This is a genomic window from Stenotrophomonas sp. YJH_SMC_36 (assembly GCF_059369935.1).
Map to the genome: position 1 here is coordinate 119,841 of NZ_JCAFTD010000005.1, position 21,761 is coordinate 141,601.

General features: G+C 67.3%; 22 protein-coding genes. 7 read left to right on the top strand and 15 right to left on the bottom strand.

The genetic code is table 11. From position 1 onward, the window contains the following. Positions 1 to 91: 91 nt before the first annotated feature. Both AC5P76_RS10955 and AC5P76_RS10960 read left to right on the top strand, forming a co-directional pair. A complete protein-coding gene (locus AC5P76_RS10955; RefSeq protein WP_065174177.1) occupies positions 92 to 493 on the top strand; it encodes a hypothetical protein in 402 nt (133 codons plus the stop codon). A 3-nt stretch (positions 494 to 496) separates the two neighbouring features. Next, complete coding sequence (locus AC5P76_RS10960) at positions 497 to 943, top strand: hypothetical protein (protein ID WP_053518439.1); 447 nt, start codon at positions 497 to 499, stop codon at positions 941 to 943. 146 nt (positions 944 to 1,089) lie between these two features. On the opposite strand, the gene dcp is transcribed toward AC5P76_RS10960, so the two are convergent. The 3 genes from dcp to arfB all read right to left on the bottom strand — a co-directional run bounded on the left by dcp (position 1,090) and on the right by arfB (position 4,396). Beyond that, positions 1,090 to 3,246 (bottom strand): peptidyl-dipeptidase Dcp, encoded by a 2,157-nt coding sequence (dcp, locus tag AC5P76_RS10965; RefSeq protein WP_065174176.1) that lies wholly within the window; start codon positions 3,244 to 3,246, stop codon positions 1,090 to 1,092. Positions 3,247 to 3,357: 111 nt separating this feature from the next. Further along, positions 3,358 to 3,960: a lysophospholipid acyltransferase family protein gene (locus tag AC5P76_RS10970; protein ID WP_053518437.1), complete on the bottom strand. Its 603-nt coding sequence runs from the start codon at positions 3,958 to 3,960 to the stop codon at positions 3,358 to 3,360. A 4-nt stretch (positions 3,961 to 3,964) separates the two neighbouring features. Continuing rightward, the gene (gene arfB / locus AC5P76_RS10975) at positions 3,965 to 4,396 is read right to left on the bottom strand and encodes an alternative ribosome rescue aminoacyl-tRNA hydrolase ArfB (RefSeq protein WP_005420755.1); all 432 of its coding nucleotides are present in this window, start codon (positions 4,394 to 4,396) and stop codon (positions 3,965 to 3,967) included. A gap of 134 nt (positions 4,397 to 4,530) precedes the next feature. On the opposite strand from arfB, the gene AC5P76_RS10980 reads away from it, so the two are divergent. Continuing rightward, positions 4,531 to 5,058, top strand: a complete 528-nt coding sequence (locus AC5P76_RS10980) for a DUF2059 domain-containing protein (RefSeq protein ID WP_065174175.1) — start codon at positions 4,531 to 4,533, stop codon at positions 5,056 to 5,058. 33 nt (positions 5,059 to 5,091) lie between these two features. Here the strand turns inward: AC5P76_RS10980 and AC5P76_RS10985 are convergent, their stop codons facing one another. The 4 genes from AC5P76_RS10985 to AC5P76_RS11000 form a co-directional block, all read right to left on the bottom strand. Next, positions 5,092 to 5,829, bottom strand: coding sequence for a pseudouridine synthase (locus AC5P76_RS10985; protein WP_053518434.1), 738 nt, complete (start codon positions 5,827 to 5,829; stop codon positions 5,092 to 5,094). Positions 5,830 to 5,916: 87 nt separating this feature from the next. Beyond that, a complete protein-coding gene (locus AC5P76_RS10990; RefSeq protein ID WP_065174174.1) occupies positions 5,917 to 6,495 on the bottom strand; it encodes an O-methyltransferase in 579 nt (192 codons plus the stop codon). A 5-nt stretch (positions 6,496 to 6,500) separates the two neighbouring features. After that, positions 6,501 to 8,156: a ubiquinone biosynthesis regulatory protein kinase UbiB gene (ubiB, locus tag AC5P76_RS10995; RefSeq protein WP_065174173.1), complete on the bottom strand. Its 1,656-nt coding sequence runs from the start codon at positions 8,154 to 8,156 to the stop codon at positions 6,501 to 6,503. Beyond that, positions 8,153 to 8,788 (bottom strand): ubiquinone biosynthesis accessory factor UbiJ, encoded by a 636-nt coding sequence (locus AC5P76_RS11000; protein WP_053518430.1) that lies wholly within the window; start codon positions 8,786 to 8,788, stop codon positions 8,153 to 8,155. Before AC5P76_RS11000 ends, ubiB begins: the two co-directional genes overlap by 4 nt. Positions 8,789 to 8,925: 137 nt before the next feature. On the opposite strand from AC5P76_RS11000, the gene ddlA reads away from it, so the two are divergent. Next, complete coding sequence (gene ddlA, locus AC5P76_RS11005) at positions 8,926 to 10,011, top strand: D-alanine--D-alanine ligase (protein WP_253118339.1); 1,086 nt, start codon at positions 8,926 to 8,928, stop codon at positions 10,009 to 10,011. Positions 10,012 to 10,094: 83 nt separating this feature from the next. On the opposite strand, the gene AC5P76_RS11010 is transcribed toward ddlA, so the two are convergent. The 3 genes from AC5P76_RS11010 to oleC all read right to left on the bottom strand — a co-directional run bounded on the left by AC5P76_RS11010 (position 10,095) and on the right by oleC (position 13,016). Next, positions 10,095 to 10,250: a DUF1328 domain-containing protein gene (locus AC5P76_RS11010; protein WP_004153593.1), complete on the bottom strand. Its 156-nt coding sequence runs from the start codon at positions 10,248 to 10,250 to the stop codon at positions 10,095 to 10,097. Positions 10,251 to 10,371: 121 nt separating this feature from the next. Beyond that, complete coding sequence (gene oleD / locus AC5P76_RS11015) at positions 10,372 to 11,361, bottom strand: 2-alkyl-3-oxoalkanoate reductase (protein ID WP_053518428.1); 990 nt, start codon at positions 11,359 to 11,361, stop codon at positions 10,372 to 10,374. Next, a complete protein-coding gene (gene oleC, locus AC5P76_RS11020; protein ID WP_065182050.1) occupies positions 11,358 to 13,016 on the bottom strand; it encodes an olefin beta-lactone synthetase in 1,659 nt (552 codons plus the stop codon). The genes oleD and oleC overlap by 4 nt, the downstream gene beginning before the upstream one ends. A 104-nt stretch (positions 13,017 to 13,120) precedes the next feature. On the opposite strand from oleC, the gene AC5P76_RS11025 reads away from it, so the two are divergent. Further along, positions 13,121 to 13,552, top strand: coding sequence for a YkgJ family cysteine cluster protein (locus AC5P76_RS11025; protein ID WP_253118340.1), 432 nt, complete (start codon positions 13,121 to 13,123; stop codon positions 13,550 to 13,552). A 92-nt stretch (positions 13,553 to 13,644) separates the two neighbouring features. Here AC5P76_RS11025 and AC5P76_RS11030 read toward each other — a convergent pair whose 3' ends face one another. The 4 genes from AC5P76_RS11030 to AC5P76_RS11045 all read right to left on the bottom strand — a co-directional run bounded on the left by AC5P76_RS11030 (position 13,645) and on the right by AC5P76_RS11045 (position 18,981). Then, the gene (locus AC5P76_RS11030; RefSeq protein ID WP_053518424.1) at positions 13,645 to 14,535 is read right to left on the bottom strand and encodes an alpha/beta fold hydrolase; all 891 of its coding nucleotides are present in this window, start codon (positions 14,533 to 14,535) and stop codon (positions 13,645 to 13,647) included. Positions 14,536 to 14,596: 61 nt separating this feature from the next. Further along, the gene (locus AC5P76_RS11035) at positions 14,597 to 15,613 is read right to left on the bottom strand and encodes a 3-oxoacyl-ACP synthase III (protein ID WP_008264841.1); all 1,017 of its coding nucleotides are present in this window, start codon (positions 15,611 to 15,613) and stop codon (positions 14,597 to 14,599) included. A 103-nt stretch (positions 15,614 to 15,716) separates the two neighbouring features. Beyond that, positions 15,717 to 16,034 carry a DUF4156 domain-containing protein gene (locus tag AC5P76_RS11040; RefSeq protein ID WP_053518422.1) on the bottom strand — a complete coding sequence of 106 codons (318 nt, stop codon included), beginning with the start codon at positions 16,032 to 16,034 and terminating at the stop codon, positions 15,717 to 15,719. A 97-nt stretch (positions 16,035 to 16,131) separates the two neighbouring features. Then, positions 16,132 to 18,981, bottom strand: coding sequence for a M16 family metallopeptidase (locus AC5P76_RS11045; RefSeq protein ID WP_053518421.1), 2,850 nt, complete (start codon positions 18,979 to 18,981; stop codon positions 16,132 to 16,134). Between the two features lie 416 nt (positions 18,982 to 19,397). Between AC5P76_RS11045 and AC5P76_RS11050 the strand changes: the two genes are divergently transcribed. Continuing rightward, positions 19,398 to 19,874, top strand: coding sequence for an XAC0231 family protein (locus AC5P76_RS11050; protein WP_253118341.1), 477 nt, complete (start codon positions 19,398 to 19,400; stop codon positions 19,872 to 19,874). 66 nt (positions 19,875 to 19,940) lie between these two features. Then, positions 19,941 to 20,420, top strand: a complete 480-nt coding sequence (locus AC5P76_RS11055; protein ID WP_111186523.1) for a tRNA (cytidine(34)-2'-O)-methyltransferase — start codon at positions 19,941 to 19,943, stop codon at positions 20,418 to 20,420. A gap of 161 nt (positions 20,421 to 20,581) precedes the next feature. Here AC5P76_RS11055 and AC5P76_RS11060 read toward each other — a convergent pair whose 3' ends face one another. Next, positions 20,582 to 21,745, bottom strand: a complete 1,164-nt coding sequence (locus AC5P76_RS11060) for an acyl-CoA dehydrogenase family protein (protein ID WP_253118428.1) — start codon at positions 21,743 to 21,745, stop codon at positions 20,582 to 20,584. Positions 21,746 to 21,761 lie beyond the last annotated feature (16 nt).

Below are 21,761 nucleotides of genomic sequence, written 5' to 3' on the forward strand. Positions count from 1 at the left end.
GCCCGGGCCCGGCGCCCGGCATCGCACCTTTACGGGCACAGCGCGCATCGTCTGCCCACCGCGCCGAACGGCGCTTTCCGCAAGGTGTTGTATGACCCTCCTGGTGATCCGCCACGCCTCTTCATCGGCACCGCGTCCGCAGCTGCCGGCGCAGTTGTCCGGCCACCGCGTGCTGTGCAGCGACTGCGCCAGCCTGTCCGAAGTGCGCCAGTGCCTGTGCCAGCCGCAGGCGCGCTCGGCCGACTGGGTACTGCTGGACGTGGGCGTGGCCGACGAGGCGCAATGGCAGGCCGAGGGCAGCGCGCTGCAGGCCGCCCTGGAGCGGCTGCCGGCGCAGTACATCGAACTGCAGAGCGCCCGCGAACCCGGCCTGGACGCGCGCCTGCGCCTGCAGCATGGGCCGGCCGCGGTGGTGGTCGACCAGCGCAGCCAGCAGGCCGGTTATCCGCTGTCGCTGGCCATCGTCGGCCGCCGCCTGGCGCAGGAGGGCTGAGCCATGTCGATCTTCATCATCCGCGGCCCGGAAGCGGCCGGCACATTGATCCGTACCGCACTGCCGCTGCCGGCACCGGTACTGAAGTCGCTGGTACACCGTGCGATCGATGCCGGCACCAGCGTGGCCATCCGTGCCTGCGGTTCGGAACAGGAACTGCTGGATGCCCTGCGCGTGGCCGATCACAGCCGCGGCGAAGTGACATTGCTCGATCCCGGCGCGTGTGCCGGCAGCCTGCGTCTGCAGCGCCTGCTGCCCTATCTGCACAACGCCTACGTGGAGGTGCATGACGACGGCGCGGTGGCTGAGCCCTGTCTGCCGGCCGGCATCGGCCAGCGCCTGGGCATCGCCGCCGGCTATGGCGCGCAGAGCTACGTGCTGGCGCTGGATATCGCGCTGGATCACCTGGGCCTTGCCGAACAGGCGAACAGGGTGCACGTGGGGACGTAACGCTGTTTGTAGAGCCGAGCCCATGCTCGGCTGCCTTTCCAGGAAACATCAGCCGAGCATGGGCTCGGCTCTACGGAAGAACGTCGAGCATGGCTCGACGCTACAGAAAGAAAAACGGCGGGGTCGCCCCCGCCGTTTTCGCTTTCTTACTTCAGCCCGCGGAACTTCAGCAGCGGTTCCACCGACGGGTCCTTGCCGCGGAAATCGCGGTACAGGGTCGACAGCTCCACGCTGTTGCCGCGCGAGAGGATCTTGTCGCGGAATTGCTGGCCATTGGCCGCGGTCAGGCCACCGTTCTCGGTGAACCACTGGAAGGCGTCATGGTCGAGCACTTCCGCCCAGAAGTAGGCGTAGTAGCCGGCCGAGTAGCCACCGCCCCAGATGTGGTCGAAGTAGGTGGTGCGGTAGCGCGGCGGAACCTGCGGCAGATCGACCTTGAACTTCTTCAGCGCGCTGGCTTCGAAGGCTCCGACATCCTGCAGCGGCGCGTCGGCCTTCTGCGTGTGCCAGGCCAGGTCCAGCAGCGCAGCCGACAGGTACTCGGTGGTGGCGTAGCCCTGGTTGAAGCTGCGCGCCTTGAGGATCTTGTCGACCAGTTCCTGCGGCATCGGCTCGCCGGTCTTGTAGTTCTTGGCGTAGTTGGCGAACACCTTCGGATCCAGCGCCCAGTGCTCGTTGAACTGCGACGGGAACTCGACGAAATCGCGCGAGGTGGCCGTGCCGGCGATCGAGGGGTACTTCACGTTCGAGAACATGCCGTGCAGGGCGTGGCCGAACTCGTGGAACAGGGTGGTGACGTCGTCGAAGCTCAACAGCGCCGGCTGGCCTTCGGCCGGCTTGGTGAAGTTGCAGACGTTGTAGACCACCGGCTTGGCGCCGGTCAGGCCATCCTGCTCGACGAACACGTCCATCCACGCGCCACCGGACTTGCTGTCACGCTTGAAGTAGTCGGTGTAGAACAGGGCCAGCGAGGTGCCGTCCTTGTCGAACACTTCATACACCTTCATGTCCGGGTGGTAGGTCGGGATGTCGGTACGTGGCTTGAAGGTGATGCCGTACAGCTGGGTGGCGGCGTAGAAGACGCCGTTCTGCAGCACGTTGTCCAGCTCGAAATAGGGCTTGATCTGCGACTCATCCAGATCGTACTTGGCCTTGCGCACCTGCTCGGCGTAGAAGTCCCAGTCCGAGGCCGCAACCTGGAAACCGCCCTTCTGCGCGTCGATCACCTTCTGGATCTCGCCGGCTTCGGCACGTGCCTTGGCGGTGGCAGCCGGCACGGTGTCAGTCAGCAGCTTCAGCGCGGCGGCCGGGGTCTTGGCCATCTGGTCGCCCAGCTGGTAGTCGGCGAAGGTGTCGAAACCCAGCAGCTTGGCCTTCTGCGCACGCAGCTGGGCCAGGCGCTGCACGGTCTGGCGGGTGTCGTTGGCATCACCGCGCTCGGCGCGGGTTTCCGAGGCCTTGAGCACGGCGGCGCGCTGGTCGCGGTCGCTCAGCGAACCAAGCACCGGCTGCTGGGTGGTGTTCTGCAGCGGCAGCAGGAACTTGCCGTCAAGCTTGCGCGCCTTCGCATCGGCAGCTGCGGTGTTGATCGCGTTCTCATCCAGGCCGGCCAGCTTGGCCTTGTCGTCCACGATGACGGCAGCGGCAGCGGTGGCGGCGACCAGGCGGGTATGGAACTGGGTGGAAAGCGTGGTCTCTTCCACGTTGAGCTTGCGCAGGCTGGCCTTGTCGGCGTCGGACAGCTGCGCACCGGCACGCACCAGGCCATCGTAGTAATGCTCGACCAGGCGCTTCTGCACCGGGTCCAGGCCCAGCGTGTCACGCTGGTCGTACAGCGACTTCACGCGTGCGAACAGCTTCGGGTCGAGGCTGATCTCGTCCTGGTGCGCGGCCAGTTTCGGCGCGACTTCTTCCTGGATCTTCTGGCGCGCATCGTTGGTATCGGCCTGCACCAGGCCGAAGAAGATGCGCGACACGCGGGTCAGGGTCTCGCCGCTGCGCTCCATCGCCACGATGGTGTTGTCGAAGGTGGCCGGCTCGCTGTTGTCGGCGATCTTGCGCACGTCGGCCAGGTGCTGGCGCATGCCTTCCTCGAACGCCGGCAGGTAGTCGCTGTCCTTGATCTTGTCGAACGGCGGCGCCTGGAACGGCAGCGTGCTGGCGCTCAGCAGCGGGTTGGTGGAGGCATCGGCCGGCTGCTGGGCCGGGGTATTCTGGGCTGCGGACACGGGGGTGGACTCCTTGCCGGAACAGGCCGCCAGCGCCAGGCTGATGGCGGCGGCCAGGACTACGGTACGCGACATGTAAAACGCTCCTTGGGCAGACGGGATGGGATGCCGACCGTCCACCCTACTCCTGTCGCGCTCGCCCGGCATGTGCCGGACGTGGCGTCTGGACCTTCACTGGCGGCCGGCTCAGACCGTACCGCGGGTCTTGCCGATCCAGGGCCGGTAGAACTCGCGGATGGCGGCCATGTCGGCCACGTCATCGCCGGTGGGATGGAACAGCGGACCGACGCCGATGACCTTCTCCGGATAATGGAAATAGGCGGTCAGGATCGGCACATCGGCCATCCGCGCGATCTTCAGGAATCCGGCCTTCCATTCCTTGACCGCCTTGCGGGTGCCTTCAGGGGTGATCGCGAACCACATCCTGTCGTTGTTGCGGATCAGGTCCACGGCCTGGCCGACGGTTCCCTGCGGCGAGCTGCGGTCCAGCGGGATCACGCCCAGCCGGTGCAGCAGCGGGCCCAGCGGCCACCAGAACAGCGACGCCTTGCCCAGCACCTTGACCTTCATGCCCAGTGCGATCTTGGCCGCCATGCCCCAGAACCCGTCCCAGTTGGACGAGTGCGGGGCGATGATGAAGACCAGCTTCGGGATGTCCGGCAGGGTGCCGACCACCTTCCAGCCGCCCATGCGCAGGGTGCAGCGCGCCAGCCAGCGCAGGAACGGGTTGGATCTGACCTGCGGCATGTTCGGCGGGATGGCCGGCAGCAACGGAGTCGGGTTGTTCAAGCAATCACTCCCAGTCACGTGAGGAGCGCCCGCGCTTGATCTGCGCGCGCCCGCGTTTGGCGTCCAGACGACGCAGTTTCGACCCGAGGGTCGGCTTGGTGGCCTTGCGCGGTTTGGGCACGCTCAACCCGGCCTGGATGAAGGCCGCCAGCCGCTCGCGCGCATCCTCGCGATTGCGATCCTGGGTCCGGAAGCGTTGCGCGTCGATGACCAGCACGCCTTCGCCGGTCATCCGCCGGTCACGCCGCGCCAGCAGGCGCGCGCGCAACGGTTCGGGCAACGAGGGCGAGTTGGCCACGTCGAAACGCAGTTCCACCGCGGTGGACACCTTGTTGACGTTCTGGCCACCGGCACCACTGGCACGCACGAAACGCTCGACGATCTCGCCGTCGGGGATCTCAAGCTGCGCGCTGATGGTGACCGGTCCACTGCCCATCCGCGCATTGTAACGGCAGCCACGTGGTGGAGTGCGGCATCGCGCGCCGTATGCCGCCGATCAGGCACCGAACACGCCGCCTTCGCCTTGCCAGCGGGTATGCTGGCCGTCCCATGTACCGCAGGAAGCTTCGCATGATCCGCTCCGCATCCACCCTGCCCGCCCTGCTGCGCCGTGCTGCCCTTCTGCTGGCGCTTGCCGTGGCCAGCGCCCCGGTCCTGGCCGCCGCGCCGACCGACGGCGACATCAACCGCCTGCTGTCGGCCTCCCGCGCGCAGAGCATGATCGACACCATGCTGCCGCAGATCGAGGCGATGCAGCAGCAGCAGTTCCAGCAGGTCGCGTCGCAGCGCCAGCTCAATGCCCAGCAGCAGGAGCAGCTCAAGCGCATCCAGGCACGGACCAGCCAGACCCTGCGCCAGGCCCTGTCATGGCAGCAGCTGCGGCCGATGTACGTGGATCTCTACAAGAAGACCTTCAGCAAGGAAGACGTGCTGGCGATGGCCGAGTTCTACGAGAGCCCGGCGGGCCAGAGTCTGCTCGACAAGACCCCGGCGCTGATGCAGAACGTGATGGTGGCCATCCAGTCGCGCATGCAGCCGCTGTTCGCCGACCTGCAGAAGGATCTGGAAGCGATCGTCAACGAGCCGGAAAAGAAGTGAGGCGGTAGCGCCGGGCCATGCCCGGCGCTGCCTTCACTCCACCCGCCAGCCGAACAGGTCCAGTGCCTTCTGGAATTCCCGGTCCAGCGGCGCCCGCACATCCACCGTGCCGCCCTCGGGATGCGGAAAACGCAGGCGCTCGGCGTGCAGCAGCATGCGGTGCACCCCCTGCATGCGGAAGATGCGGTTGTGGCGGCCGTCGCCGTGGCTGGTGTCGCCGATCATGTGGTGCGAAAGATGCTTGAGATGCCGGCGGATCTGCCGGAACCGTCCGGTCTGCGGCTGGCAGCGCAGCAGCGCATAGCGCGAACGGGCGAACTCGCCGACCGGCACCGGCAGCTCGCCGGTAGCCAGGCACTGGAAGTCGGTGATGGCAGGCTTCTTGACCGGTTTTCCGGGGCCGCCGTCGAGGTCGTGGTCGACCCGCCAGGACGCCTCGGCCGGCCAGCCGCGGCAGATGGTCAGGTAGTCCTTGGCCACCTCGCCGCCCATCAGGGCCTTGCCCAGCGCACTGGCGGTGTCACGGTCGAAGGCCAGCAGCAGGCAGCCACTGGTGGCACGATCCAGCCGATGCACCAGAAAGATCGGGCGCCCGAGCTGCTCACGCAGGCGATCGGCCAGGAAATCATCTTCGCCACGGGCCAGCTTGCTGTCATGGACCATCAGCCCGGCCGGCTTGTCGACCACCGCCAGGCGTTCATCCAGGTGCAGGAGCCGAAGGGGGGCGGTGTCGGTCTCGACCGCGGCGAGGGTATCGGGTTCGGTGCTCACCGCGCGATTATACGGGCGGCCTGTATGGGGTCAGATCCCTTTTCCTGCGGAAAAGGGATCTGACCCCGGGTTTGTGCCGCGAGGCAGTCAAACGTTGCGCAGTGCCAGCAGTTCACCGTTGCCCACCGGCACCAGGCTGACGCTGACATCAGGATCGGCCACCAGTGCCGCACGCAGCGGCTCCATCTGTTCGGCGTGGGAGATCGCGTTGTCCACCACCAGCAGGCCACCGGGCCGCAGCACGCGGCGCAGGTGCGGCCACCAGCCAGCGTACTGCTCGCGATCCGAATCGAGGAACAGCAGGTCGATGCTGGCATCGGCCGCCTGCGCCAGCCACGCCCCGGCGTCAGCGTGCATCAGGGTGATATGCGCCTGCAGGCCGCTGCGGGCGAAGGTCGCGCCGGCCAGGGCCACCTTGTCGGCAGCGTACTCGAGCGTGGTCACATGGCCGTCGATGGCAGCGGCAGCCTCGGCCAGCCACAGCGTGGAATAGCCGTTGGAGGTGCCGATCTCCAGCACGCGCCGGGCCTGTCCGAAACGTACCAGCAGCGACAGCAGCGCACCGGTATCCGGCGTGATGTTGAGCATGCGCCGGGCCCGCTCGCTTTCGCGCGCATCGTTGTCGGCGCCAAAGCGCACCAGTTCGTCCTTGAGCGCCTGCAGCACGCCGGCTACTTCCACCACGCCCGGGCCAATGCGGCCACACCCACCGCGCCCGACAGCCAGCTCCACATCGGGAGGTCGCCCCAGTACCAGCCGGGCGGCTGCAGCACGTACATCAAGGCGGCAATGGCAAGCAGGCCGACGCCGGTGATGGCACCGACCGCATGCTTCTGCAGGCGCTGCACGCTGGCATCGAGCGATACCAGATCGCGCGAGCGCATCGCCAGCTCGTGACGTCCCTCCACCTGCTGGGTCAGCCAGGCATGCACCAGGCGGGGCATGTCCGGTGCGTGGGTCATGATTTCCGGCAGGCGCTTGCCGAGCTCGCGCATCACCCTGCGCGGGCTGTAGCGCTCGCGCAGGATCTTCGCCAGTACCGGCTTGGCCACCGCCCAGATATCGATCTGCGGGTCGAGCTGGCGACCGACGCCTTCGATGTTCAACAGGGTCTTCTGCAGCAGGATCAGCTGCGGCTGCAGCGTCAGCTGGTAGCGCTGCGCCACGCGGAACAGCTTCATCAGCACTTCCGCCAGCGAGATCTGCGACAGCGGGCGGGTGAAGTACGGCTCGCACACCGACCGCACCGCCGCTTCCAGGTCGTCGATGCGCACGTGGTCGGGCATCCAGCGCGCCTGCACGTGCAACTCGGCGATGCGGCGGTAGTCGCGGTTGAAGATGGCCATGAAGTTCTCGGCCAGGTAGTACTGATCTTCCTGCGACAGCTGGCCCATGATGCCGAAGTCCAGCGCGATGAAGCGCGGATCGCTGCGGCGTGCCGGATCGGGGTCGACCCAGATGTTGCCGGCATGCGCATCGGCGTGGAAGAAGTTGTCGCGGAACACCTGGGTGTAGAACACCCGCACGCCCTTGGCGGCCAGCGCCTTGCGATCGATCCCGGCGGCGTCCAGTGCCACGATGTCATCGGAGGGAATGCCCCACACGCGCTCCAGGGTCAGCGCGCGCTCGGCCGTGTGGCTCCAGATCACTTCCGGCACGTACAGGTCGTCGGAGTTCTCCCAGAAGCGGCGCAGCACGCTGGCGTTGGCGCCTTCGCGCTGCAGGTCCAGCTCGGCGGCCAGGGTGTTCTCCACTTCCGCCACGACTTCGCGCGGGCGGATCTTGTCGGCACGCGGGTGGGTGCGCTCAACCAGCGCGGCCAGTGAATTGAGCAGGGCGATATCGGCGTCGATCTGCTTCTCGATGCCCGGGCGCAGCACCTTGACCACCACCTGGCGGCCATCGGCCAGCGTGGCCGCATGGACCTGCGCGATCGAGGCCGACGCCAGCGGTTCGGTATCGAAGCTGGCAAAGGCTTCGCTGACCGGCAGGCCCAGCGCGTCCTCGACGATGCGGCGCGCGGTGTCGCCGTCGAACGGCTTGACCCGGTCCTGCAGCAGGGTCAGTTCGTTGGCCACGTCCGGCGGCACCAGGTCGCGACGGGTCGACAGGATCTGCCCGAACTTGACGAAGATCGGACCCAGGTCCTGCAGCGCCAGGCGCAGGCGTGCGCCACGCGATTGCGCGGCGATGTCGGCCGAGGCCCGCGGAACGAAGGGTTTGGCCAGGCGCAGCCAGCGTTCGGCCGGCGTGTCCTGCAGCAGGTCATCCAGGCGGTAGCGCAGGATCACCCGGCCGATGCGGCTGGCCCGCAGCACCGCCTTCATGCCGCACCCCGCAGGCGCTGCACGCGTGCACCCAGGCGCTCGACATCATCGCGCAGCACATCCACATCGTCGTGGAACGCGTCCAGCTCGGCGCGCGGCACCACGTCGCGCGATTCCTCGGTAATGAATTCGGCTGCACTGTGCGCCAGATCGATCACGCCCTGGCGGGCGTGCTGCAGCGCGCCGCGCAGTGTGTTGGCCACCTGTACGCCCAGCACCTCGCCGAACACACTGACGAACGGCTGCTGCCAGTCCGGGTCAAAGCCCTTGGCCAGCTGCTGCAGGCGGCGCGCCAACTCAGCATCGCCGGCCACGCGCACGCGTCCCTTGCCGGTGCTGTCGGCGCGCCGGGCATTGGCCAGCAGCGGCAGCTGGGCCAGCACCCCCGACAAGCTGCTGCGTACGGCCAGATCGGCTTCCTGCGCATCCACCGGCCCCACCCGCAGCTGGTCACCGTCAACGCTGATGCGCATGGCCAGCGCAGGAGCCTCCAGGGTCAGATCGATATGGCGGCCATCCAGACCGGCCAACGCGTGGCGGGTATCCGGATCCAGCGCCAGGGCGCGGTTCAGGGCGATCTGCAGGGCACGGCCGGCGACCGGCTTGAGGGACTTGAGCAGGGAAAGAGCCATGGCCCCATTCTACCTTCGTGGGTGCCGGGCTTGGGCCGGGCAGCGCGGATGGGTGCGGGTTCATCTCCGCCTCACCTGCCGGGCGAAGGAAGGTCCATGCTGTGGGGCCACGCAACGTCCAGGACATCGCATTGCCCATGAGCAGGACCCGGGTCGGCATCATTTTCGGTGGTACGTCCTCCGAGCACGAAGTCTCGCTGCAGTCGGCGAAGAACATCCTCGACGCACTCGACCACGAGCGCTTCGAGCCGGTGCTGATCGGCATCGACAAGCAGGGCCGATGGCATCTGAGCCAGGCCGGGAGCTTCCTGCTCAACGCCGATGATCCGGCGCGCATCGCGCTGCACCGGTCCGGCGTCGCGCTGTCGGTGCACCCGGGCGCCGGACAGGCGCAGCTGCAGCCCGCCGATCCGGCTGCCGTGCTCGGCCAGATCGACGTTGTCCTGCCGATCGTGCATGGTCCGCTGGGTGAGGATGGCGCGCTGCAGGGCCTGCTGCGCATGGCCAACCTGCCCTTCGTCGGTTCACCGGTGCTGGGCTCGGCCGTGGCCATGGACAAGGACGTGACCAAGCGCCTGCTGCGCGATGCCGGCCTGCAGGTGGCGCCCTGGCAGTGCATCCGTCGCCACCAGGCTGCGAACATCGATGTCGACGGCGTCATCGCCCAGCTCGGTCTGCCGCTGTTCGTGAAGCCGGCCAACCAGGGTTCGTCGGTGGGGGTGAGCAAGGTCAAGGACGCTGCCGGCTTCGCGGCCGCGCTGGAAGGGGCGCTGCGCTACGACCACAAGGTTCTGGTGGAAGCGGCCGTGGCCGGCCGCGAGATCGAATGTGCGGTGCTCGGCAACGAGCAGCCGCAGGCCAGCGTGTGTGGCGAAGTGGTGGTGCACGACGAGTTCTATGCCTACGACACCAAGTACCTCAACGAGAATGGCGCCGACGTTGTGGTCCCGGCCGACATCGATGATGCCACCCAGCAGCGGATCAGGCAGATCGCCCTGCAGGCGTATCAGGCGCTGGAGTGCGCCGGCATGGCCAGAGTGGATGTGTTCCTGACCGGCGACGGCCGCGTCGTCATCAACGAGGTCAACACGCTGCCGGGCTTCACCCGCATCAGCATGTACCCGAAGCTGTGGGGCGCCAGTGGCGTGGATTACACCACGCTGATCACGCGCCTGATCGAACTGGCGCTGGAACGGCACGAAGCCGATCAGAGGCTGCTGTAGGCCAGGCAGTACCCGGTACTACAGCAAACAACCGCTTCCGCCGGAGCAGTACCGGCCATCGACCGGCACTGCTCCGGGGCTCACTAGCCGCGCTTGCGGAACATCGAGATCACCGCCAGGACCAGGAACACCACGAACAGGATCCAGGCAATGTTGCTGGCCGCGCCGGCGATGCCGGAGAAACCGAGCACGGCGGCGATGATGGCGATGACGAAGAAAATGACGGCGTAATGCAGCATGGCGCTCCTCGCAGATATTCGGCCGTGGGTGGCGTGGGGTCCATCCTCCCGGTCCGGCGGTGTGCAACCGGTGATGGCCGGTTCTGCGCGCGATGAAGTCTTCAGCGCCGTGAGGCTGCCGTCATGACGACGCGGCCTTCAGCCGACGCAGCCCTTCCTCGATGCTGACCTGCGGCACATAGCCGAAATCACGGCGCGCCGGCTCCATGCTGTACCAGTGCGGCGTGCACAGCTGCTCGGCGAGGAAACGCGTCAACGGCGGCTCGCCGCGCAACCGCAGCAGCGGCCACAGGCGCTCGCAGATCGCACCGATCCGGTAGGCGGTCCTGAAGCTGATTGCCTTCTCCACAGGGGGGGCGCCCACGGCCTGCAGCAACTTGTTGACCAGCTCGCGCATCGGCAGTGGCTCGCCATTGGAGATGAAGTAGGCCTTGCCGGCGCAGGCCGCCGCCGGGCCCAGCGCCTCGAATGCCAGGAAGTGCGCCAGCGCGGCGTTGTCGATGTAGGTGGTGTCGACCTTGTTGCTGCCATCACCGACCAGGCGCAGCCGGCCCTGCCGTGCGCGCTCGGCCAGACGCGGCACCAGCTGCTGGTCGCCCGGCCCCCAGATCAGGCGCGGACGCAGCGCCACCGTGGCCAGCGTCGCGTCGTTGGCGGCCAGCACCCGTTGTTCGGCGATCGCCTTGGTCGCCGCGTACGGCGCCTGGAAATCCTCGCCGTAGGGCACCTCGTCCGCGCCCAGTCCTTCCACCGGGTGGGTGGCACGATGGGTCACGCTCGGTGTGGAGGTATAGACCAGCCTGCCGATGCCATGCGCACGGCAGGCAGCGATGACATTGTCGGTGCCGACCACATTGGCCTGGTGGTAGCTGTCGTAACTTCCCCAGGCACCGGCCTTGGCACCGTTGTGGAATACCGCATCGACACCGGCCACCGCATGCAGCACGGCCTGCGGGTCCGCCAGGTCGCCACGGATCTGGCCCACTCCCAGCGCCTGCAGCGCCGGGTAGTGGCTGCGGTTGAATGCCAGCACCTGGTGGCCGCGCTCGACCAGCCCGCGGCACAGCGCCTGGCCAAGGAAACCACCACCACCGGTGACCAGGATCTTCATGCGCGCTTCTCCAGTTCGGCGCTGGCCCAGACGGCGAGCTTCTCGCGGCCGATCTTGGCGTTGTGACGGATATCGACGGGAAACGCCGGATGCACCAGGAAGTGCTGCAGCCCGGCCTCGGGCAGGCGTGCGCCGGCAAGGGCGCGCAGCACTTCATGCAGCGCCGGGCTGTCGGACTGTCCACGCTGCAGCTCCACGCACAGGACCGGCACCTGCGCGCCCGCGGGACCCACGCCGACCAGCGCGGTGCGTGCCACGCCCTGCACCGTGTTGAACACCGGCTCGACCTGTTCGGTGTAGAGCGGGCCGTGCGGGGTTTCCACGCGCTGGGTCTTGCGTCCGCAGAACCACAAACGGCCCTGCGCGTCGAAATAGCCGACATCGCCCATGCGATGCACGATGCGGGTACTGCCATCGGCCAGCGTTTCGGCAATCTTCGCCGCAGCGGTGGCCTGCGGGCGATTGAAATAGCTGTCGGTGGCGGTGGGGCCGGCCACGGTGATCTCGCCCACCTCGCCGGTGGCCAGCACGCGCACCTGCGACCAGTCGGCCAGCGGTGCATCGTCGATGGCGATGATGCGCACTTCGTTCGGGGCCACCACGTTGCCCACGCAGGTACCCGCACCGCCCTCGGTGGCCGCACGGGTGCGCTCCAGTTCATGGCCTTCCACCACCGCCACCGGCAGGCATTCGGTGGCACCGTACGGCGTCCAGAACTGCGCGCCGGCCGGCAGCAGGCCACGGATGGTGGCGACCACATCCGGCGGAACCGGGGCACCGGCCGAGGTCACCCGGGTCACCGACGGCAGCGGCCGGCCATGGCGGGCCAGGACCCGCATCAGCGCAGGCGAGCCGAACAGCTGGGTCACGCCGAAGCGTTGGATCGCATCATGCAGGCGTGCCGGATCGGCCTGCGCGGGCCGCGTGGGGTCCATGTCCGGGATCACCGAGGTCAACCCCAATGCGGGATCGAACAGGGCGAAGGGCGGGAAGGTCGGCAGGTCCACCCCGCCGGCCTCCATGCCGAAGGCGCTGCCCAGCAGCTCGATCTGGCCCAGGAAATGGCGATGGCGGTAGACCACGCCCTTGGGCACGCCCGTAGAGCCGCTGGTGAACAGGATCGCGGCCATGTCCTCGCCGTCGGTGGCCGCCAGCATCGGCCCGGCCTGCGCGCCCGCGCGCTCCAGCGCGGCCAGGGTGGTCCCGCCCCAGGCCAGCCGCCGTCCCACCGTGACCAGGCGGGTCGCCGACGGCGCCCAGCGCAGCGCCAGCCGTGCCACGTGGGCCAGCGGGATGCCGATGAAGGCCTCCGGCTGGGCTTCGTCCAGGCACTGCTTCAGCGCGCGCCGGTCGATGCCGGGATCGACCAGCACCGGCACCGCACCCAGCTTGAACAGGGCGAACATCAGCAGGAAGAACTCCGGCGAGGGCCGCACCATCACCACCGTGCGCACGCCGCGCCCAATCCCGTAGCCGGCCAGGCCGGCGGCCATGGCGTCGCTGCGGGCATCCAGCTGCCGATAGTCCAGGGTCACATCGTAGGCCGCCATGCCGTTGCCGGCGCCGCGGCGGCCGGGGCAGCGGATGGCGATCTGGTCGGGGCGTTCACGGGCCAGTTCAGGCAACCGCGCAGCAATGTTGCAGGGTCGGTTCATCCGTTCATTGTCGCCGCTTACGGAATTTCTTGCGCGGCGGCTCACTTCGTGGAAAATCCGCAGCCTCGTTCCCGATTCCGACTGCCGCCCGAGGCGGCTTGCCCATGCAACACCCCTGCATGACCTGCGGCGCCTGCTGCACCCAGTACCGCGTGGCCTTCCACTGGATGGAATCGGACGAGGTCACCCCGGGCGGCGTGCCCCACCAGCTGACCGAAATGCTCGACCCGCATCGCCTGTGCATGCGCGGCACCCACTCCAAACCGGTGCGCTGCGTGGCACTGGATGCGCAGATCGGCGTGTATTCGCGCTGCACGATCCACCCCAACCGGCCCAGCGTGTGCCGCGAAGTGGATGCCTCATGGGAGTACGGCAAGGCCAGCCCGCAGTGCGACAAGGCCCGCATCGCCTACGGCCTGGACCCGCTGACGCTGGCCGACTGGCGCTGGCGCGACGAGGCGGACAACGACGACGATCATCCGGACGACAACGGCAGCAGCCCGTCGTCTCCGCCGCAGGCGCCGATCGCGGCGTGACGGTCAGGGTCGGGCCCGTTTCCGGCACGGAAGGGCTCTGACCCCCTGTACGACAACGCCGGGCATGGCCCGGCGCTACCGAGGGGATCCGATCAGATCGGGTTCGCGTCCAGGAAGGCGCGGATCTCCGGCACCAGCACCTCGTGCTTGTCTTCCAGCACGTAATGGCCCGCGTCCTTGAAGGCATGCACCTGGGCCTGCGGCAGCGCCGCCTGGAAGCCCTGCAGGAAATGGTGGTCGAACACGAAGTCGCGCAGGCCCCAGCCTATGAAGGCCGGGCGATCAGCAAACGACGGCAGCGCCTTGCCTGCACGCTCCAGCAGCGACCACGCCTTGTCGGCCGGGCCCAGCGGAATGTCCTGCATGAAGCGGATGGTGCTGATGCGGTTGGCGTAGCTGTTGTACGGCGATACATACGCGCGGCGCACGTCGGCGGGCATCTTCCGCTCCACGCCCAGCCACGATGCGCCGGCGGAGAAGGCATTGAAGGTGCGGATGATCCACTCGCCGATCTTCCAGTGCCGTCCGAGCGCGATCTGCCATGGCATCTTCTTCGCTGCCGGCATCGGGAACGCGGCGGTGTTGAGCACCACCAGCCGCTTGACCTGCGCGTGGTGCGACAGCGCCCAGCCAAAGCCGATCATGCCGCCCCAGTCGTGCACGGCCAGGGTCACCGGGCCGGTGATGCCCAGGTGCCTGAGCAGCGCATCGAGGTCATCCACGCGCGATTGCAGCGTGTACGCGTAGCCACGGTCATCGGGCTTGTCCGACAGGCCCATGCCGATGTGGTCGGGCACGATGCAGCGGTACTTGTCCGACAGGCCGGCCACCAGCGTGCGCCAGTAATAGCTCCACGACGGATTGCCGTGCACCATCACCACCACCTCACCGTCGCGCGGGCCCTCGTCGAGATAGTTCATCGACAGGCCGGGGCGGACCTCGAAGCGTTGGGGATGGGCGGGGTAACCGGGAAGCTTGGACATCGGGTCGCACCTGTAAAAAGGGCCGGTAGTACCGGCCCCAGGATTCAACGCAGGGGTCTGTTTACCAGACCACTTCGGCCATCGAGCAGTTCAGGCCCGAGCCGATGCCCAGAAGCGCGATGCGATCACCCTTCTTCAGCTTGCCCAGCTGCTTGAGCTTGCTCAGCACGATCGGTACCGACGCCGGGCCGATGTTGCCGTGCTCGCCGAAGATGGTCATGACCTTCTTCGGGTCGATGCCGAAGTTCTTGATGAATGCTGCGGTGTGCGGCTGGCTGACCTGGTGGATGACGAACTGGTCCAGTTCTTCCACCGCCCAGCCCAGCGCGATCTTGGCCGCAGTGAACGTCTTCTGCGCCAGCTTGATGCCTTCGATCAGCAGCAGGCGGGTGTCGGTCACCATGCGGTCCAAGTTGCCCAGGCACAGCTGGTTCCATTCGGTCGCCGAACGGGTGACGCCGCCCTTGTAGCGCGGGGCATCCGGCACCAGTTCCGAGCGCGCCATCACCATCGCGGCAGCGCCCGAACCGGTGGTCAGCGCCGCCAGTTCGTTGCGGAAATCGTCGGCGGTGACGTCCGGTGCGGTCATGCGCTCCAGCGTCTTCTCGTACACCAGGTTGGCGGTTTCGCCGTCCACCACCAGCGCATAGTCGATGTCACCGCGCTCGATCATGCGCGCTGCGATGTCCATGCCGTTGATGAAAGCCAGGCAGGCATTTGCGACATCGAACGTCATGCATTCGTCGCTGACACCCAGATTGCCCGAGACGATGGAGGCCGTGGACGGCTCCAGGTAGTCGCGGCTGACCGAGGTATTGACCAGCAGGCCGACCTGGGTGGCTTCGATGCCGGCATCTTCCAGTGCCTTGCGACCGGCCATGGTGGCCGCGTCCGAGGCCAGCACGCCGTTGTCCCACAGGCGGCGGGCGTGGATGCCGGCGATATCGCCGAGCACGTCGGTGCGGATGCCCAGCCGGTCCAGCGTCGGCTGCAGGCGTTCGTTGATTTCCTTCGTCGTCAGCGTATGAGGCGCATCGACGTGTGCCAGGCCGGCGATCGAGACATTCTTGAAGAGCATCGAGGTTAGCGCCAAGGCTCAGGCAAAAGGGGGCGCTATTCTATAACCCCCCGGGCCTTCACCGCATCTTTACGAATTCAGGCTTGCCCGTATGGTGAAGGATTCAGCGCGGCGGGCACTGGAAGGCGGCAAAGCGCTGGCTGCCATCGGCAGGCGGTGCGGCGGCCTGTACGGCATTGGCGCCGGCGCTGGGGGCCTCGTTGCGGGCCAGCGTTTCCAGTTCTTCCTGCACGCGCAGCGGGTTGCGGTTGTAGAAGCCGACCTTGCTCTTCACGGTGACCACCACCTCGCCCTTGGTGATGCAGCCGGTCGGCGCCGGCCCGGCCGGCAGCACGCGGACGGTCTTCCCGGCCGGTTCGATCGGCACCCAGGTACAGGCGGTGACGGTGAGCAGCAGGGAGGAAAGCAGCAGAACGCGCATGGGCAGATCCTGGAAGGGTATGAGGGGGATTCTGCCTGAACCGCCTGAATCGAGGGTAGCCGGGAGGCCTGCCCGCCGTGGCGGGCAGGCCTGTCCCTTACTTCTTGACCGGCTTGCCTTCGGCATCCAGCACGGTCACCTCGCCCAGGTTCAGCGCGCGCACGGCCGCCTCGGTCTGCTTGAGGTCGCCCACCACTACCCAGGTCAGCGCCTGCGGCTTGATCTCGGCCGCAGCCTGCTGCACCTGGGCCGGCGTCATCGCCTCGATCTCGGCCTTGCGACGCAGCACATAGTCATCCGGCCGCTTGAACTGCACGATGCTGCTGATGGTCGCGGCGACCGCACTGGCGGTCTCATAGGCGCCCGGCAGGCTCAGCGTCTGGATGTTGCGGATGCGGTTGACCTCGGCAGCGGTGGCCGGCTTGCTGCCCGTGCTGAACTCGACGATTTCCTTCTGCATCTCGGCCAGCGCCGGGCCGGTCTTGTCGATCTGCACGGGGGCACTGGCCGCCCACGGCCGCTGTCCGACCGAGTTCGGCGCACTGCTGCGCGCACCATAGGACCAGTGCTTGTCCTCGCGCAGGTTCATGTTCAGCCGCGAGGTGAAGTCACCGCCGATCACACCGTTGGCGATATCGAAGCGGGTCGAGCTGGCGTCACTGGACGGCGGCACCACCTGGCCGGCGAACAGGTTTGCCTGCACCGCACCCGGCTGATCGATCAGGAACACGCGCGGGCCCTTCGGCAGCGCCACATCGGTGGCCGCCTTCACCTGCGGCGCATCGCCCGTGGCCTTCCAGTCGCCCAGCTGCTTGTCCAGCAGGGGCACGATCTCGGCCAGCGTGGTATCGCCAACCACGATCAGGGTGCCGTCCTGCGGACGCAGCCAGTCGCGGTGGAAGTCGACCAGATCCTCGCGGGTGAGGCTGCTGATGGCCGCTTCATCGCCGCTGCCAGTGAACGGAATGGCGTACGGATGGCCTTTGCCGTACAGCAGCGGCGGCAGCACGCGCATGGCCACCGCGTTCGGGTTGACCTTCTCCTGCTGGATGCCGGCGATCCAGGTGGCCTTGACCCGGTCGATCTCGGCCTGTTCGAAGCGCGGCTCGCGCAGCAGATCGCGGTACAGGGCCAGCGATGGCACCAGGTTCTCCTTCAGTGCCGACAGGTCCACGGTCACCGAATCCAGGCCGGCACCGGCGTCCAGGCTGGCACCCAGCGCATCGGCGGCATCGGCGAAGGCCAGCGAGCCGAGCTTGCCGGCGCCTTCGGTCATCAGGTTCATGGTGAAGTTGGCGGTGCCCGGCTTGCGGCCCTGGTCGGCGGTGAAGCCACCCGGGAACTGGTAGCTGAACTGCACCACCGGAATCTCGTGGCGCTCGGCCAGCACCACCTGGGTACCGTTCTTCAGCGTGGCGCGCTGCAGGGCGGGGAACTTCAGCTGCGGGAATTCACGGGTCTGCGGCACGCCGGCCTTGCGGTCCACCTGCTCCGGCAGAGTGCTGTACTTCGGGTCCACCGCCGGCACGTTGAACGGCTTCGGCGCCTGTGAGGGATCTTCCTTCAGCGCCACGCGCTCGCCCGGTTCGACCACCAGCGTGTGGCTGCCGACGTCCAGCCACTGTGCGCCCAGGCGCTTCAGGTCGGCCGCGGTCGCCTTGTCGATGTTGGCCAGCGACGTGCGGAAGCAGCCCGGGTCGCCGGTGTAGACCGCGCATTCGGCCAGTGCGTCGGCCTTGCCACCGAAACCACCGATGCGCTCGATGCCGCGGATGAACGCTGCGCGCGAGCCGGTCTTGGCACGCGCCAGCTCGTCGGCCGTGGGGCCCTCCTTGATCAACCGGTCCAGTTCTTCGTCGATGATCTTCTCGACCTTGGCCGGATCCTGGCCCTGCTTCACCGTGGCCATGACGATGAAGTTGGAACCCAGCTGCGAGGCGTAGGCGCCGGCGCTGATGTTGTCCACCAGCTTGTCCTGGTGCTGCAGTCGCTGGCTCAGGCGCGAGGACTTGGCGCCGCCGAGCACATAGGCCAGCAGCTGCAGCTGGTCGACGTCGGTGGTGCCGACCTGCGGCACGTTCCAGGCGCGGTAGATGCGCGACTGCGGCACCTTGTCGGTCATCGTCTCGCGGGTGTCGGCCGGGCGCTTGGCCACGTCGACCTTCGGCTGCGCCATGCTCGGACCGGCCGGGATGCTGCCGAAGTAACGGGCCACCTTCTCCTTGGCGGTGGCCACGTCGATATCGCCTGCCAGCACCAGCACCGCGTTGTTCGGGCCATACCAGGTGCGGAACCAGGTCTTGACGTCATCCAGCGAGGCCGCGTTGAGGTCGTTCATCGAGCCGATCACGCTGTGGTGATATGGGTGGCCGGCCGGGTACATCGCACGGTTGAGCTTCTCCCAGGCCTGGCCGTAGGGCTGGTTCTCGCCCTGGCGCTTCTCGTTCTGCACCACGCCACGCTGCTCGTCCAGCGCCGCCTGGTCGATCGCACCGAGCAGATGGCCCATGCGGTCCGACTCCATCCACAACGCCATGTCCAGCGCGGTGGTCGGCACGTTCTCGAAGTAATTGGTGCGATCGGTATTGGTGGTGCCGTTCTGGCCGGTGGCACCCACCTGCTTGAACGGTTCGAAATACTCGCCGTCGTGGTTTTCGCTGCTCTGGAACATCAGGTGTTCGAACAGGTGGGCGAAACCGGTGCGGCCCGCAGGCTCGTCCTTGCTGCCGACGTGATACCAGACGTTGACCGCCACGATCGGCGCCTTGCGATCGGTATGCACGATCACGCGCAGCCCGTTGGGCAGGGTGAACTGCTCGAACGGAATATCGACCTTGGCCGGCGTGACCGTCTTGGCCGCCAGTGCAGGAGTGGGCGCGAGCGTGCCCAGGGCAGTGCTGAGGGCAACAGCGAGCAGTGCAGCACGCGGGCGCAGGGCGAGAGACATTTCCGGATCCTTGGTCACGTTGGTGAAGCCCGATCCTAGCGTGCCCATCCGGTGCCCGGAATCCGCCAGCAGTCACTGGGGGTGTTTGCCCTCGCAGCCGTTCAGGGCCTTGTCGGCGGCCCCCGACAGCAGTCACGTCTCCCCCCGCCCCCGCGTCCGGACAGTGTCCGCGCCCCCTCGGATGGACAGGTGTCCGCCCCGCGGACACTTTCAGGCGGAATAAAAACCCTTTCAAATCAATGATTAAAAGTTGGCACGGGGTTTGCTTGGTACTTCCTGCGCCAAGAAGGGCTTCAGACAAAAGCTGACTGAAGACTGAACAAATGCAAGCAATCGAAAATTTCCCTTGCATCCCCCGAATTGGTGTTCTACCTTACTACCACACCACCGCTCAACAACACTAAACAGGCCCCGTCATGAACGCCAAGACCATTGCCATCGCCATCGCCCTGATCGCCGGCACCGCGGTTGTTTCGTCGGTGCAGGCCTCCGAATCCATCAAGACCTTGGCCACCGTGCAGGTTCGCCCGGCCGCCGACCAACTGGCCCAGCAGGCCTGGGAACAGGCCAGCGGCATTCCGACCCTGGCCACCGTGGAAGTGCGGCCGAGCGCCGAGCAGCTGGCCGAACGCGACGGCTTCACCGCCGCCCCGGTCGCCGCCGCGATGCCGATCACCACCCTGGCCGCGGTGGAAGTGCGCCCGAGCCTGGAACAGCGCGTCGCCCTGGCCGCCGAACTGGAAGCCCAGCGCTACGCCGCCACCCTGGCCGCCGCCGCCACCAACGTCGCCAACTCGGTCATCGTCAACCTGCCGACCCTGCAGGTGCGTCCGAGCGCAGCCGACCTGCAAGCCCTGGCCACCGAAACCGCCCAGGTCCTGCTGCGCCCGTAAGCGGTGCCCGCCCTGCCCTGGCAGGGCGTGCGCCGTACTGGCAGCCGTCGCAGGTACACTGCGCCGATGAATGCCGCACCCCCGTTCCACGTGATCCTGTTCCAACCGGAAATCCCGCCCAACACGGGCAATGTGATCCGGCTCTGCGCCAACACCGGCGCGCAGCTGCACCTGGTCGAGCCACTGGGCTTCGCACTGGAAGACAAGCAGCTCAAGCGCGCCGGCCTGGATTACCACGAGTACTCGCGCCTGCAGGTGCATCCTGATCTGGACACCGCGCTGGCGCGGATTGCACCGAAGCGGTTGTTCGCACTCAGTACCCGCGCCAGCGTGCGCTACGACAGCGTGGCCTTTGAAGAGGGCGATGCCTTCCTGTTCGGCCCGGAAAGCCGTGGCCTGCCGCAGGACGTGCTCGATGCCTTGCCGGAGGGCCGGCGCCTGCGCCTGCCGATGCGGCCGGACAACCGCAGCCTCAATCTTTCCAACACCGTTGCCGTGGTGATGTATGAAGCCTGGCGGCAGCACGGGTTTGCCGGCGGCGCGTGAGAGGAAGCAGCCGAGCATGGGCTCGGCACTACACGTACGTGTGACCGGCCTCTGGTGGGTGTGACCTGCTTATGGTGGGTGCGGACCTTGGTCCGCACCAATGCCCGGATGCGCGCCGAAGAAATGTGCCGACCAAGGTTGGCACCCATCGGAACCCGCTGTCAGAACGCGTTGATGCCGGTCAGTTCGCGGCCAATCACCAGCTGATGCACGGTCTCGGTGCCTTCATAGGTGATCACCGATTCGAGGTTCAGCGCGTGCCGGATCGCCACGTGTTCGGTGGTGATGCCAGCCCCACCGAGCAGATCGCGACACTCGCGGGCGATGTCGATGGCCATGCGGCAGTTGTTCCACTTGGCCAGGCTGACCTGCTGTGGCTGCAGCTGGCTGGCTTCCTTCAGCCGGCCCAGTTGCAGGGCCAGCAGCTGGGCGGTGGTGATGCGGCGGGCCATTTCCGCCAGCTTGATCTGCGCGCTCTGGGTGGCGGCCAGCGGGCGGCCGAACAGCACGCGCTCCTTGGCGTAGCCCAGCGCTTCATCCAGGCAGGCGATGGCCGCGCCGATCGGGCCCCAGCTGATCCCGTAACGCGCCTGGGTCAGGCACCCGAGCGGCCCCTTCAGGCCCTTCACGTTCGGCAGGCGGTGGCTGTCGGGCACGCGCACATCGTCGAAGAACAGCGCGCCGGTCAACGAGGCGCGCAGGCTCATCTTGTGCTTGATTTCCTGCGTGGTGAAACCCGCCATGCCCTTCTCCAGCACGAAGCCCTGGATGCCGTCCTCGGTCTGTGCCCAGACGATGGCCAGGTCGGCCACCGGGCCGCTGGTGATCCACATCTTGCTGCCGCTGATGCGCCAGTCGCTGCCGTCGCGTACCGCTCGGGTCTTCATGCTGGCCGGGTCGGACCCACCGTGCGCCTCGGTCAGGCCGAAGCAGCCGATCAGTTCGCCGCGTGCCATCGCCGGCAACCACTGCTGGCGCTGTTCCTCGCTGCCGTACGCGTAGATGGGATACATGCACAGCGAGCTCTGCACCGAAACGAAGCTGCGCAGGCCCGAATCGCCGCGCTCCAGCTCCTGGCAGATCAAGCCATAGCTGACCGCGCCGAGGCCACCGCCACCGTATTCGGCCGGCAGTGTCGCGCCCAGCAGGCCCAGCGATGCGATCTCCGGTACCAGTTCGGCCGGGAAGCGCGCCTGGTCGAAGGCATCGCCGATGATCGGCAGCACGCGCTCGTTGGTGAAACGCGCCACGCTGTCCTGTACTGCGCGCTCTTCCTCGCTGAGCAGGGAACGGACATCGAACAGGTCGTACGGATCCAGGGCCATGGCACTCACACGCAGT

Excerpts from the sequence above, each read along its gene's own strand:
- AC5P76_RS11045 (WP_053518421.1), bottom strand. The coding sequence starts at position 18,981 with ATGTCTCTCGCCCTGCGCCCGCGTGCTGCACTGCTCGCTGTTGCCCTC.
- AC5P76_RS10980 (WP_065174175.1), top strand. The coding sequence starts at position 4,531 with ATGATCCGCTCCGCATCCACCCTGCCCGCCCTGCTGCGCCGTGCTGCC.
- AC5P76_RS10955 (WP_065174177.1), top strand. The coding sequence starts at position 92 with ATGACCCTCCTGGTGATCCGCCACGCCTCTTCATCGGCACCGCGTCCG.
- arfB (WP_005420755.1), bottom strand. The coding sequence starts at position 4,396 with ATGGGCAGTGGACCGGTCACCATCAGCGCGCAGCTTGAGATCCCCGAC.
- AC5P76_RS11060 (WP_253118428.1), bottom strand. The coding sequence starts at position 21,745 with ATGGCCCTGGATCCGTACGACCTGTTCGATGTCCGTTCCCTGCTCAGC.
- oleC (WP_065182050.1), bottom strand. The coding sequence starts at position 13,016 with ATGAACCGACCCTGCAACATTGCTGCGCGGTTGCCTGAACTGGCCCGT.
- oleD (WP_053518428.1), bottom strand. The coding sequence starts at position 11,361 with ATGAAGATCCTGGTCACCGGTGGTGGTGGTTTCCTTGGCCAGGCGCTG.
- AC5P76_RS11010 (WP_004153593.1), bottom strand. The coding sequence starts at position 10,250 with ATGCTGCATTACGCCGTCATTTTCTTCGTCATCGCCATCATCGCCGCC.
- ubiB (WP_065174173.1), bottom strand. The coding sequence starts at position 8,156 with ATGAAGGCGGTGCTGCGGGCCAGCCGCATCGGCCGGGTGATCCTGCGC.
- AC5P76_RS11035 (WP_008264841.1), bottom strand. The coding sequence starts at position 15,613 with ATGCTCTTCAAGAATGTCTCGATCGCCGGCCTGGCACACGTCGATGCG.
- AC5P76_RS11025 (WP_253118340.1), top strand. The coding sequence starts at position 13,121 with ATGCAACACCCCTGCATGACCTGCGGCGCCTGCTGCACCCAGTACCGC.
- AC5P76_RS11000 (WP_053518430.1), bottom strand. The coding sequence starts at position 8,788 with ATGGCTCTTTCCCTGCTCAAGTCCCTCAAGCCGGTCGCCGGCCGTGCC.
- AC5P76_RS11040 (WP_053518422.1), bottom strand. The coding sequence starts at position 16,034 with ATGCGCGTTCTGCTGCTTTCCTCCCTGCTGCTCACCGTCACCGCCTGT.
- AC5P76_RS11030 (WP_053518424.1), bottom strand. The coding sequence starts at position 14,535 with ATGTCCAAGCTTCCCGGTTACCCCGCCCATCCCCAACGCTTCGAGGTC.
- AC5P76_RS10960 (WP_053518439.1), top strand. The coding sequence starts at position 497 with ATGTCGATCTTCATCATCCGCGGCCCGGAAGCGGCCGGCACATTGATC.
- dcp (WP_065174176.1), bottom strand. The coding sequence starts at position 3,246 with ATGTCGCGTACCGTAGTCCTGGCCGCCGCCATCAGCCTGGCGCTGGCG.
- AC5P76_RS11050 (WP_253118341.1), top strand. The coding sequence starts at position 19,398 with ATGAACGCCAAGACCATTGCCATCGCCATCGCCCTGATCGCCGGCACC.
- AC5P76_RS11055 (WP_111186523.1), top strand. The coding sequence starts at position 19,941 with ATGAATGCCGCACCCCCGTTCCACGTGATCCTGTTCCAACCGGAAATC.
- ddlA (WP_253118339.1), top strand. The coding sequence starts at position 8,926 with ATGAGCAGGACCCGGGTCGGCATCATTTTCGGTGGTACGTCCTCCGAG.